The sequence below is a fragment of the Roseiconus lacunae genome, assembly GCF_008312935.1.
GTDB classification, from domain to species: domain Bacteria; phylum Planctomycetota; class Planctomycetia; order Pirellulales; family Pirellulaceae; genus Stieleria; species Stieleria lacunae.
Genome location: NZ_VSZO01000015.1, coordinates 88,277 through 100,712 on the forward strand (window position 1 = coordinate 88,277; position 12,436 = coordinate 100,712).

The following is a 12,436-nucleotide window of genomic DNA, read 5'->3' on the forward strand; positions in this document are numbered from 1 at the left end:
TCAATTATGCTGTAGGGGTGCGTCTGCTTAGGCGATTTCCTTCTTTGATGTACCATGTGTAGCTAACCATGATCATCCCCTACAGCACCGACACTCCGCTTCACCACTGGCCTTTCGTGACGTGCGGATTGATCGTGACCAACGTGGTTGTGTTTTGTATGACCACGCTCAGTTGCCTCTTCGGGCAGATCGAGTTCGATCAAATCAGTTGGTTGATGCTGATGCCCGACCAAATCAATCCCCTGCAATGGGTGACCTGTATCTTCATGCATGGTGACCCGTTGCACTTAATCAGCAATCTGTTTTTCCTATTCGTCTTCGGCTTGATCGTCGAAGGAAAAGCGGGGTCGACAAGGTTTGCGTTGATCTATCTGGGGATCGGGACCATTGTCAGCGCCGTCTCTCAAGTCGGCATGTTTGTTCTCGGCAGTGAGGCACCGATGCTGGGTGCATCGGGGGTTGTCGCCGGGCTAATGATGATCGCGTTATTGTGGGCACCTGATAACGACGTATTCTGGTTGTTCTTGGTTTGGCGCTTTGAAACCGCGATCGCGATCTTTGCGTTGTACTTTATTGCCCTGGACCTCATGTACGTGATTTTCAGTGGTTTGGTAATCACGGGCGCGTTCGGTCATATTTTGGGAGCCACTCTTGGGTTCTTTGCCGGCGGGTATCTGCTGCGAACAGAGCAAGTTGATTGTGATGGGTGGGACGCGGTGTCCCGTCACGATTGGCTGAAGCAGTATCGTTTTCTCTACAGTGACAAACAGCGTCAGCGCGACGCACTGCTTCAGCAAGACGACTTCAGCCCCGTGACAAGTGCACTGCAATTGGAAGGCTGCAACGTCGATCACGCCGTCCGCTACGGATCGACCAGTCTGCCAGAAATCGCGAAGTCAAACCTGAACGATCGAAAGCAACGCGAAGCTAAACGGAAAGCCGAAGGCAACAAACCTAAGCGGCGGTACAAACGCATCGTCAAGTGTGAAGGTGCCGAGCGAACCGCCAAAAGCCAGTCGCATCCCGAATTTAATCGATTGGCATATGTGTTACGTTCAAGTTTAAAAGCCGGCAACCTGGTCGAGGCGATGCGCCATTTTCGATCGATGGATTCACAGCAGCTGGCGCACGGACTGTCCGAATCAACGCTGATGGAGATTGCCAAGAAGCTCGGTGCGGCAAAGCAATGGACCGACGCGGTTCGCCCATTGGTCGTGTTGACGGAAAAGAAAGAATCGATGGCCGATGAGGCTCGTCTGTTGATGGCACGAATTCAATTGCAAGTCATGAAACGCCGCGACCTTGCCATCAAGACGTTGGAAGAAATCCAGACGCCGGATCCGGAGAGTAACGCCGGTATCACCGCGTCGACCCAAAACGTCGTGCGGCGCCGCGATCAACTTTTACAGCAGTTACGTCAAACGGCGTAGCGCAACGTAAGTCTTAATCACATCGATCAGAGTTGCGACGCGTTAGCGGCCGGTGGATGTTGGCGCAACGAAAAAACGCTCGCCGATTCGGCGAGCGTTTCGTTTTGATCAATCGAAAACTGTCGGATGTTTACTTGCGTCGACGACGACCCGCCATCACGGTTCCGCATGCTAAAAGCCCCAGCGAAGCAAGAGAGCTGGGCTCAGGAATGGCGGATACTTGTGAGATAATAAGGTTGTCGATGGCAATCGTTTCATCGCTGCTACTACCAGATTGACGTAAAACGAATGTGTTCACCGCGGTTGATTGCGTGCCAATCCGGCCAGTGATCGATTCGCCGCCAACAGAAAGTGTAGCGGTGTCAGAATCCACATTGAAATCTACCAATACCGATACGGTATCACCGAAAGCAAATGACTGCGTTGTTACAGCGTCCGCAGTTGATCCGAAAGATGCGATACCCAATGAGTAGTCACCCGTGCCGTCACTCGCTTCGACGACATCTAAGCGCGCCACGAAAGACTGGGTATTAACGCCGTCACCGTTGTTACCCGAGTTGCCGAAGTGAGCGAAGTATTCGTAGTCGCCGCCCGCAACTGGAGCGTCTGCGTTTACAACCATATCGAATTGATACGAAGCAAAACCGCTGGAAATTTCATCAAAGAAACGGTTCACGTCCTGTGATCCTGAGTCATTGTTCACAATCGCTGCTCCACCGCTAACTGTCACGGGAACGGATCCGCTGTGCGCCTTCCATGCTCCGTTACCAGCCAGGTCGCCATCGGCGTAGCTAAAATCCTCGGTGAAAACGACCGCGGCAGATGCTGTGGCCTGAATCATGGCGGCCGCAACTATGGCGGCACAAAACTTTTTCATCATCACGAACCCTTGTTGCTTCGTAAGAGGCACTGATCTTTCGTACAACGGAAATGATAAAACCTTGCCGAAGCTTTGCAATCATCGCAATTTGACGAATGGTTTTGTTCTTTAAATCTTAACACCAAGCTTAAATTAGGGCTGAGTGATTGCTCTTGATTTCCGTTTTGAAATCAGATCTGAATCATGACGACGGCGATTCTGAACCGGTGGCTTGACCTCCCCCCGAGCCGAAGATGCTCAGCAGGCGAAGGTACGTCTTCAGGTACAGCGAGTAAAAGATCGGGACGAGAAACAGCAGCAGCGTCGTTCCGACGGCAAGCCCAAAGGCGAGTGATGCGGCCATCGGAATGAGAAGCTGCGCTTGGAACGAGCGCTCAAGCATCAGGGGGATCAAACCGGCGACCGTTGTCATCGTCGTTAGCATGATCGGGCGGAAGCGACGGTGCCCCGATTCGGCAAACGCTTCCATCGGTGGATCGCCCGCACGGACACGGGCATTGATGAAGTCGATCAAGACGATGGAGTCGTTAATCACCACCCCCGAGAGCGCAACTAAGCCAAACATGCTGAAGAACGTCAGCGGTAGGCCAAGCAACGCGTGCCCCCAAACGGCGCCAATCATCCCGAAGGGCACGATCATCAAGATCAACAGTGGCTGGATGTAAGACCGAAACTGAATCACTAGCAGCACATACATTGCCACCACCGCGACGGCGAATCCTTGCATCAAGCTGCCCACGGACTCACGACTCTGTTCGGCCTGCCCTTCCCAACGAACCTCGACACCCGGGTATTGCTTGGCCATCTTGGGAAGGTAATTGTCCTGCAGATCGGCGATGATCAAGTTCGCGTTAGCGCGTTGCCAATCAAGGTCTGCGGTGATGGTGATTGATCGCAACTGATCGACTCGGTTGATTTCGCTGAAGCCACGTTTGAGTTCAACCTCGGCGAGTTCTTCGATTGGGTGATCATTGCCGGCCGGGTCACGCACGCGGATCTCGCGGAAATTGACCAGTGATCGACGCTCGTCTTCGGGATAACGCACCATCAACTTGACTTCGTGACGGCCACGTTGCAGACGCATCGCCTCGGCGCCGAAGTACGTGTTACGGACCGTGTTCCCCAGATCGGAAGCGGTAATTCCGGTGGCGATCGCGTTGTCTTTGACTTTGAACTGGTATTCCCATTTACCGGGTGTGTTGTCGTCGGCGATGTCAAAGACGCCATCAAACGTGGCCAGTTTTTCTTTGACCGCTTCGGTCGCTGCCAGCAGGTTCTCTTCGTTGCTGCTTTCGGCAAGCAATTTGAATTCGATTGCCTTGCCGCCGGGGCCTACACCGACGCTTCCGTAGGAAACACTTTCGGCGCCGGCGAACTCGCCTGCTTCTTCACGCCACATCGCGAGCAGCGTTTTGCTGTGGACGTCGCGGATTTCGGTGTCGTAGAGCTCGGCAAAAATCTGGCCGACGTTGCTGCTTGCCGACCCGCCGCCTCCGACGGGATTTTGCGTATTCGTTTTATTACCGACTTCCCGGAACGTCAGGCGAACGGGACCGGCGATCACGTCGCTGCTACTAGGGTAGATTTCGTCGATCGTTTTGCCCTCGGCTTGCGCACGTTGCATGCCGACACGTCGGCTAACACGCCGAAGCGCTTCTTCCATCCGTTTGGTCGCACGATCGGTTTCGATGCCCGGCGTGCCATCGGGGAACGTAATCACCGCTTGTAGGAAGTTATTGTCCGTTTCCGGGAATAAGATCGATGGCACGATGCCACTGCGAACGACTCCGGCGGTGCCGATCGCCAGCATCAATGCCACCGCGATCGGGATGAAGGGATATCGCAAGCCGAAACGTAGCGAAGGTACGTAGATGCTTTCACAAACCCAGTCCAGACCAGCGGCAAAGCGTTGACCAAGCCAGCTCAGCAGGAACCCAAAGGGCCGCAACGGATAAACCAGTACGGAGAGAAATCGAAAGAAACCGGTGTGTGTATGTGAAAGGTGACTAGGAAGAACAAACATGCTTTCCCAGAGCGAGATCAGCAACATGGCGATCACCGCCATCGGGATCACGGCCATGAATTTGCCCATCACGCCAGAAACGAAGAACATCGGCGCGAACGCGATCACCGTGGTCGAGACAGAGGCCGTGACCGAAGGGAATACTTCCAGGGTGCCATCGAGCGCGGCTTTCTTGAGTGGTTTGCCCATCGCCTTATGGGCATGAATGTTCTCGCCGATCACAATTGCATCGTCGACGACGATGCCAAGTGCCATCAGAAAACTGAACAACGACAGCATGTTCAGTGTTTGGTCGCCGAGAGCCAAGATCGCACCGGAGCCAAGGATCGAAACCGGAATACCGAGGGCAACCCAAAACGCCAGACGCATTTCCAAGAACAGCGTCAGGACTAAAAAAACCAGTGCGAGTCCCTGCAGACCGTTGCGTTTCAAAAGATCCAGTCGTCCACGAACTTCGGTGCTGGTGTCATTCCACACCTCAAAACGATAACCGGCAGGAAGCTCTTTGTCGGCGACGTAGGCGTAGACATCATCGACCATCGCCAGCAAGTCTTCGCTCTTGGAACGTTCGACGTTGACAACCATGGCGGGTTCGCCGTTGATTTCACCGACGCGTGTGCTGTCTTCGAATTCATCGCGGACTTCGCCAAGATCGCCGATCGTCAGGACGACGCCATCGCCACGGGTGACCAAAGGGATCTTGCGAATCTCGTCGCCGACGCGGCCTTTGCTTTTCGCGCGAAGCAAGATCTCTTGGCCTTCTGTTTTCATCTGGCCGCCAGGCAGTTCGACGTTGCGTTGGCGGATGATCTGCGCGACTTGGTCCAGCGTCAAGTCATGGCTGCGAAGTGTTGCTTCGGGGATTTCAACGTCGATTTGGTAAGGACGCGTTCCCATGATCGAAGCCGTGGAAACGGTTGGCAGCATCAGCACGTCGTCGCGAATTCCTTCGGCGATTTCGCGAAGTTTCAATTCTTCTTCACGGGTGCGGACATTCGGGCCGATCACCCCGATTCGGATCGCGGCATCACGAAACGTAATCTGTTGGACTTGCGCGTCTTCGGCGAGGTCCGGGAAGCTGGGAATACGATCGACTTCACGGTCGATCTCCGACATCACTTTTTGCACATTGCGGACATCGGATCGCAATTCGGCGAGCACGTACGCGCCGCCTTCGCGAGCGATGGAGGTGACCTTTTTAACGCCGCTGATTGGGCGGATCGCTTCTTCGATCTTTTGGCAAATCGCTTCTTCGCTGTCCTTCGGTGTCGCCCCGGGATAAGGAACCGACACCATCACGACTTCCAGCTCAAACTCTGGAAACATTTCACGACGCATCAAGAATAAGCATGTCCCGCCGATCAGCATCAAGGCGATCATCAGGACGTTCATTCCGGGGGCGTTATCGATCGCCCATTTGACTGCGGTTTTCATGGCGTTTGTTCAGCCCTCGCTGGCAATCCGGCCGGAGGGATCGAATCCAATGGGGACACGACCACTTGGTCTCCGTCCGCCAGGTTGGATCGTTTGGCTTCACACACCCAGTAGCGTTCGGCGGTTTGCAGTGACGGCGCAAGGTTGGGGTCGCGTGTTTTTTCGCCCGCAACGCGAAGTGATTCGATGGGGTAGACGGTTTGCGAATAGGCAACCAGTCCCGGGATCCAATTCGCCGGATCGAACGACTCGCTTTCGGCGTCGGCCTCCGAAGCTGCGACCTCGGCATCATTCACGAGCGTGTCTTGAGCTTTGTCTTCAGGGGAGCTGCTTTGTCCGTCGGCGGTTTTCGCCGCCTCTTCGGCTGCTTTTTCAGCTGCCTCGATAGCCTCTTGAAGGACCTTGGGATCGGGTTGGAATTTCCAAACGCGGTTACCAGGCCGGAGGGCGCGAGCGGGAATCACCACCAAGTCTTCGGTGGGTTGGAGCTGCAATCGGACGCTGACAAACATGCCACGCAGCAGCGTGGTCGCGCGGTTTGCGGTTTGTTCGCGTCCATCGGCATCGACATAGTGAGCTGGGTCGTCAACGACGATTCGAACGGGCACCGTCCGCGTGTTGGGGTCGATGCCCACGCCGTCAAATGAAACCAGCGTTCCCTTCCAGCGTTGCGTGGCACCTTCGCGTCCGGCAACGCTGTACTCGATGATCGCCGGGGTGTCTGGAAGGTCATACCCGCGATAGGCGTCGGCGATGGGCGATTCCGTCGAAGCGTCTCGATTACCCTGCTCAATAACCCAATGAAGTTGGTCCATTCGCATATTAGCGATCACTTCTGACTTGGTCACGTTTTCGATGATGACCAGCGCCGTCCCACGATTGACAAAGTTATTCACGTCGGCTTGCTCGCTGACGATCACGCCGTCGATCGGAGCGTTGACGGTGCAACGTTGCAGATTGACCTCGGCAACCTTCAATTGTGTCGCGGCCAATTGTTCACTGGCTTCTAACTTTGAACGCCGACGGCGGAGCGTTTCGATTTGGTTTTCATAAGTGAGTAATTGCTGGGTGGCTGCGAGCAACGAACTTCGTGCTTTGTCCAGTTCGCTTTTGCTTCCGAACTGGCTAAGACGCTGTTGGCGTTCGACTTCTTGCTGCTGAAGGCGTACTTCTTGGCGAGCCACCTCGAGTGATTTTTGTGTGTTGATGATTTCCTGGTCGACCTCACCGAGTGCCCGGTATTCCTGTTCACGCTGACGAGTCAACCGTTCGACTTCGAGTTCATAGTCGGTTGAATCAATCCGCATGAGGAGGTCGCCGGCGCGGACGCGTTGGCCCGCTTCGCAGACGTTGCTCTTGAAGACGATTCGTCCGGCGACCTCGGCGGAGATCTGTGCTTCTTGGTAAGGAACCACGGTGCCATCGATGACCAGCTCGAGTTGTTGCCCGGTAGACTGGAGCGACACAATCGTTTCGGTCGTCACGGCGGCCAGGCTTTCCAGCACCGCGTCTGGTGAGGTGTCCGGTGGCGGAAGAGGCGTCGCACTGGCTTCGCCAAGTGCCTTCATGACGACGACTCCGGCGACCAGGAGAAGAATTGGAATCGCAACGTTGAACAAGATCCATTGGTCAAGTCGCGGGCGTTTCCTGCGTTCGTTGTTCTTCGTTGTCGCTTTCGTAGTCCCCGATTCTTCGCCGGCGACGCGTGAAGGTCCGGGGGACGGTTCAGAATGCCGCGGCTGATCGGCGGTGATTGTCTGATGATCTTCCATCATCTTCTGTGGGGCTTCGTCGGAATCATTCGTCTGTGCATCATGGTCCATCCGGAGATCGCTCAGTTTGTCGATAAGTTGAATAGGACGCTCGTTGTCGCATCCAATGCGACACACGGTAGTGATCGTTCTTGTTCGGTCCTTGATAGGACGCGGACCGATAATTGGGACGCTACCATCGCCAGATAGCATGGCATCGACGGCACTCCTGGACACTGTGATCGGGTAACCATGGCCAGCCGATACGTGAATCCGCGACGTCGATTTCCGAAGGTAGTCATCGTCCGGTTGGGGGTGTCATCGCCCTCGAAGGGTTCGGAAGGATGGGGTCGAAAATGTGTCTCTACGTTGACGTATTTCCTACCGCCGAGTTCGTGCTTTCTTACCCCTGTTCCAAATCTTTCTGTTTCTTTTTTAAGGGATACAAAAAAGTTTAGTTAGACGTCGATGGTTAACCTCCGAAGAAACTTTGTTCTGCCATTCGACGGATTTCTTGGTAGGTGGTTCCCGTTTCTTCGGAGAGTCGAAACGCATCGTCTGACTCAACCTTAATTCGCTCATCGCCTCCCGGAAGTCGCACCGCCTTTGCGGCGACCCGACCGAGCGGTGTTTCGACCGAGATCTCGCGGCGTGGCAAAATGTCTCGTTCGACCAGTCGGCGGCGGACGCCGATTGCCGATGTGTGGCGGAATATCAACTCCTCCATCGATGCTAGTCGATCGGGGGCGGCGATCACCGACAACAAAATGCCGCTGCGACCTTTCTTCATCGTGCAGGCCGTCTGGGTGACGTCGAGGGCGCCAGCTTTGAGCAGCCGATTCGAGCAATTCGCGATCTGTTCGCCGGTCGTATCGTCAAGATTGGTCTCCAAAACCACCACATGGTCGTGTTCGATCGAGTCGGCCGTCCCAGTCGCCGCGTTTCCGGATACTTGCCCGGCAGAAGTTTGCCCGACAAGAATGCGTAGCAAATTGGGCTGATTCTCCAGGTCCATGGTGCCCGCACCGTAGCCGATCGCATCGATTGTCATACTTGGAACCGGGCCGAATCGAGAACACAGTTCCTTGATGATCGCGGCACCCGTCGGGGTGGTCAGCTCGCGTTTAATATCGCAGGTCGCGATCGGGACGCCTCGCAAAATTTCGGCGGTCGCCGGGGCGGGGATCGACACGGTTCCGTGGTCGATCGTGATTTGCCCTGTTCCGGTAGGAATTGCCGACGCCATTGCCGAGGCAATCCCGAGTTCGGTGGTCGCGATCGCAACTCCAACAATGTCGGCAATGGAATCGATCGCACCGACTTCGTGGAAGTGAACTTTTCGCAGCGTCGTTCCGTGTACCTTCGCTTCTGCCTCGGCGACATGCCCAAAAATACGCTTGGCGAGGTCTTTGGCCGCCGGCTCGATCTCGGCGGAACCGTCGATCATGTCGTGGATGTGGTGCAGATGTCGATGGGCTTTCTCGGGCGGATGCTCGATCCTGACGTATTTGCTGCGGAAACCACACTTTTTCACGTCTTCGGCCGTGATCGAGAGTTTTGGCAAGCCCATCGATCGTAGCGACGCTTCGATCCGTTCCACCGAAGCACCAAGATCGATCAACGCGGCCAGCGTCATGTCTCCGCTGATCCCGCTCAGACAGTCAAAATAAGCCGTTTTCGTCATGGGACGTTCATCCAAGTGAAGGTAGCAAGCAAATCCGTCGAGAAGATCAGAGTAAAACGTCCCGTCAAAAGGGGAAGTCCCCCCAGATGCCGTGGCGATTGCGATTCCGGTTGCGGCCGGGAGCGACGGCATCGAATCACGGCCGACTTGGCTACGATAGATCGGCCGACTTATTTAAGCGGCGGAAGTGCCAACATTTTTGGCCGTTCAATCTGTTTAGAGAGCATTTCGGTTCGGAACGCCGTTTGCCGTTGAACCCCGCGCGGAGATCGCTATACTCTGCGACCTTCACAAACAGCATCTTGCTGTGATTTTCACTTCCGAGGACGAGGTGAGAGTCGAAAAACGACACAGAAGCGTCCGTTTATTGTTCGCCCTGGACGCGATTGACAGGAAATAGACTCATGAAAGTTGTCAGCAGTATCGGAGCTCTCAAATACCGTCACCCTGACTGCCAAGTGGTGAAACGCCGCGGTCGCGTTTACGTGATCTGCAAGAGCAATCCCAAATTTAAGGTTCGCCAAGGCGGCGCGAAGGTCAAAAAGACTCGTCGCTAAGCCGAACGGGCGGCGCCTCTGTGACTGCCCACGATTGCCAAGAATAGTCAATGCCGCGTGAGTGCTCATGCGGCATTGTTGCTGCGCCGTCATCGCGTTTGGATTGCTGGAGAGTTTGCGGCGGCTCAGCCCTGGTGACCGGTTGCCGGATAATGAGAAGAGCTCAAAGATTGCGGCTACTGCCCCGGCAACACCCAGATGTTCGGGGGCGGCTCATCGGCTGACGAACGTTAGCCCCGGTCATTGCACCGTAACCGTGGCTAACCCTCTTTTCAAAGGTTGACGAAGTAACAGCCGGAGCGGTCCGCACGCTCGTTGGCGATTCACGCTTGGGCGAGTTCCGTGATCGCCTGCGAGAGCATCTTGTCCAGCCGTACTCGGCGTTTTGTCAGCGTCGCTTGTTGTCCCAGAATTGCAATCAGCGTGCTCTGGGCTGCAGACTCGATTTGATTCTCCGCCAGTCCGTCTCGAATCGATGTGAAAAAAGCTCGCTGCTGTGAGTCGGTGCAAGCTTTAGGGTTAGCGGGACAATCGGTTTTCCAAATGAGATTGCCTTCGCGATCAAAGGCTTGTCCGTTTGAGAGGTCCAGCGTTCCCTTGGTGCCGTGAATCGACTCACCCAGTGCGTTCCAACCCCGCGCGACCCGGCGGCACTGCGATAGTAGAGTGACGTCGCCGAAGTCATACTCGACGGTTTGATGATCAAAGACTTCGGTCTGTGGGCCTTCCATCGCGGCACGAACTTCTGACCAGCCACCTTGGCCTTGTGCGGCGAGTGGCATTTTCCCGAGTGCATGGTGAATCAGGTCCAGCCCTGCGACATGCTGCTCGACTAAGAAATCACCACCTTCGGCGAGAAAATGGTTCCAATTCTTGACCCGGTAGTCCTCGATTGCGTCACCGGATTGAGGTGAGCGTTTCCGCAGCGGTCCACCATTGCAGTACGCTTTTGCAAACACCGGATCGCCAATCAGGCCTTGCCTAAGTTGTTCGATCGATTGGATGAAGCGGCGATCGTACCGACGCTGGAACCCCACGTGGACGGTGAGTGAACGCTGTCGTGCCCGTTGGGCGACGGGATTGAGTGCAACGATATCGGCAAGGTCACCCGATAGCGGCTTCTCGATAAAGAGATGTTTGCCGGCGTCGACCAGTTTCGCGATTGCATCGGCACGGCCGACCGGAGGCGTTGCCAGATAGACCACGTCTACGTCCGCCGCGAGAAGTTGGCGTTGGCAGTCTTGACCGTTGGCACGAATGCAATCGTCGGCGATTAACGCTGCGTGGCGACCTTTAAGCATTCGATACATCGATTGGGTTTGTGACCCAAAGCGGTCAGCAAGCACGGCGACTTGAAGATTGAAACCGCTCAATCCCAGGGCTGAATTGGCGAGTTCCTTCGCTCGTCGCCCGCAGCCAAGAAAGCCTATACGAATGGGCTTCGCGTCTGCTTCCAGGTGATCGTCGGCGTGGGCGCTCGTCTGGGAACTGATTCCCCCGGCAATGGCACCGCCGGCAATGATCAAGCCACCGTCTTTGATAAAGCTGCGCCGAGCAAACGGCGATGAATCTTTCGACGATGCCGATTGTTTAATTGCCATGTTGATGGAAGCTTTAGATTCGGTGGGGAAGTTGGCGAGACGCGATTGATCGGGCCGGCGGGAATGGACGGATTCGACTTTGATTCAAGATTTGGATGATCGATCAGGCGAAGGCGGACGCTATGTGCACTGCGATATTTTGTGCACTGCGATATCTTATTAAACTCGATTCGGATGACTACCGCCGTGTTTGGTCTTCAACCTAGTGCGCCTTTTAGAACAAATGCCCGGGTTCGACGAATCAGCCGACGGTCGTTCGCCACGGCTGTTGCACCGAAGCCGTCGGAAACGCCAATCCGGTGATCCCAATTTCAGATGTTGGCCAAGCACTGGGGCGATTGGAATTTGCTTTGAAATTGACGATTGATTCGAAAGTACGAAAAGGGCAGTCCACTTTTCTTTGTCACAGTTGCGATGGGGAGGGGCAGCTTTGGCGACGTGAATAGCAACGGTCGCGCAATCGTGACGACTCTCTACGCGCCTTCGCGCATCTTTTGCCGGGCTCGACTGAGCAGTGGTCCGATCGAATTTTCCGATAGGCCGACGACTTGGCTGATCTCATGGTAGGACTTGCCTTCGAGATGGTACATCCGCACGATGTTCGATTCCTGCGGATCCAATCGTTGCATTAGGCGTTCGACTTCCTCGCGATCTTCGATCCGCGTCGCTTGAGAATCAGCTTGCAGATCTGATTCTTGAACGGCGACCATGTTTCGCTGGACAAGATCGGACAGACGCCGGGCAATGACCCGACGAGCGACAACCGTCAGGTAGGTCGCTAGTGAACTATTCCGGCGGAACCGTCGCAGGACCCCGCGGTCGTTCGCTAACAGGACCAAAAAAACCTCGGCGATCAGGTCGTCGCGGACAGAATCGTCAAGCTCGATCCCTCGCGACTGTGCCGTGTGGTTGGCGACGTGAATCACCAAGCCGAGGAATCGCTCAACAAAATCTTGCCAGGCGCGCGGGGCTCCATCGATGCAACGCTGGAGCAGTATTCGATCAATCTCTGAAAGACTCACGGTGCCGGTACCAGAAGGAGAGGCTCGTCAAAAGCCCGGGGTGCTGCGTAACTC

At 55.4% G+C, this 12,436-nt stretch carries 8 protein-coding genes; 2 read left to right on the top strand and 6 right to left on the bottom strand.

Going from position 1 to position 12,436, the window contains the following annotated elements:
• Nucleotides 1-68 precede the first annotated feature (68 nt).
• Nucleotides 69-1,430 carry a rhomboid family intramembrane serine protease gene (locus FYC48_RS19965; protein WP_149498555.1) on the top strand — a complete coding sequence of 454 codons (1,362 nt, stop codon included), beginning with the start codon at nt 69-71 and terminating at the stop codon, nt 1,428-1,430.
• A 130-nt stretch (nt 1,431-1,560) separates the two neighbouring features.
• Here the strand turns inward: FYC48_RS19965 and FYC48_RS19970 are convergent, their stop codons facing one another.
• The 4 genes from FYC48_RS19970 to larC all read right to left on the bottom strand — a co-directional run bounded on the left by FYC48_RS19970 (nt 1,561) and on the right by larC (nt 9,202).
• Complete coding sequence (locus tag FYC48_RS19970; RefSeq protein ID WP_149498556.1) at nt 1,561-2,310, bottom strand: PEP-CTERM sorting domain-containing protein; 750 nt, start codon at nt 2,308-2,310, stop codon at nt 1,561-1,563.
• Nucleotides 2,311-2,491: 181 nt separating this feature from the next.
• The gene (locus FYC48_RS19975) at nt 2,492-5,767 is read right to left on the bottom strand and encodes an efflux RND transporter permease subunit (RefSeq protein WP_149498557.1); all 3,276 of its coding nucleotides are present in this window, start codon (nt 5,765-5,767) and stop codon (nt 2,492-2,494) included.
• On the bottom strand, nt 5,764-7,590 hold the full coding sequence (locus FYC48_RS19980) for an efflux RND transporter periplasmic adaptor subunit (protein WP_160149647.1): 1,827 nt from the start codon (nt 7,588-7,590) through the stop codon (nt 5,764-5,766). The genes FYC48_RS19975 and FYC48_RS19980 overlap by 4 nt, the downstream gene beginning before the upstream one ends.
• Before the next feature lie 400 nt (nt 7,591-7,990).
• Nucleotides 7,991-9,202: a nickel pincer cofactor biosynthesis protein LarC gene (gene larC, locus FYC48_RS19985; RefSeq protein ID WP_149498559.1), complete on the bottom strand. Its 1,212-nt coding sequence runs from the start codon at nt 9,200-9,202 to the stop codon at nt 7,991-7,993.
• Nucleotides 9,203-9,606: 404 nt separating this feature from the next.
• Between larC and ykgO the strand changes: the two genes are divergently transcribed.
• Nucleotides 9,607-9,759 carry a type B 50S ribosomal protein L36 gene (ykgO, locus tag FYC48_RS19990; protein WP_094417406.1) on the top strand — a complete coding sequence of 51 codons (153 nt, stop codon included), beginning with the start codon at nt 9,607-9,609 and terminating at the stop codon, nt 9,757-9,759.
• 323 nt (nt 9,760-10,082) lie between these two features.
• Here the strand turns inward: ykgO and FYC48_RS19995 are convergent, their stop codons facing one another.
• Together FYC48_RS19995 and FYC48_RS20000 are read right to left on the bottom strand one after the other, a co-directional pair.
• Nucleotides 10,083-11,360 carry a Gfo/Idh/MocA family protein gene (locus FYC48_RS19995; protein ID WP_149498560.1) on the bottom strand — a complete coding sequence of 426 codons (1,278 nt, stop codon included), beginning with the start codon at nt 11,358-11,360 and terminating at the stop codon, nt 10,083-10,085.
• Between the two features lie 473 nt (nt 11,361-11,833).
• Entirely contained in the window at nt 11,834-12,382 is a 549-nt protein-coding gene (locus FYC48_RS20000) for an RNA polymerase sigma factor (protein WP_149498561.1), read from the bottom strand.
• Nucleotides 12,383-12,436 lie beyond the last annotated feature (54 nt).

Excerpts from the sequence above, each read along its gene's own strand:
- larC (WP_149498559.1), bottom strand. The coding sequence starts at position 9,202 with ATGACGAAAACGGCTTATTTTGACTGTCTGAGCGGGATCAGCGGAGAC.
- FYC48_RS19995 (WP_149498560.1), bottom strand. The coding sequence starts at position 11,360 with ATGGCAATTAAACAATCGGCATCGTCGAAAGATTCATCGCCGTTTGCT.
- FYC48_RS19965 (WP_149498555.1), top strand. The coding sequence starts at position 69 with ATGATCATCCCCTACAGCACCGACACTCCGCTTCACCACTGGCCTTTC.
- FYC48_RS19970 (WP_149498556.1), bottom strand. The coding sequence starts at position 2,310 with ATGATGAAAAAGTTTTGTGCCGCCATAGTTGCGGCCGCCATGATTCAG.
- FYC48_RS19975 (WP_149498557.1), bottom strand. The coding sequence starts at position 5,767 with ATGAAAACCGCAGTCAAATGGGCGATCGATAACGCCCCCGGAATGAAC.
- ykgO (WP_094417406.1), top strand. The coding sequence starts at position 9,607 with ATGAAAGTTGTCAGCAGTATCGGAGCTCTCAAATACCGTCACCCTGAC.
- FYC48_RS19980 (WP_160149647.1), bottom strand. The coding sequence starts at position 7,590 with ATGGACCATGATGCACAGACGAATGATTCCGACGAAGCCCCACAGAAG.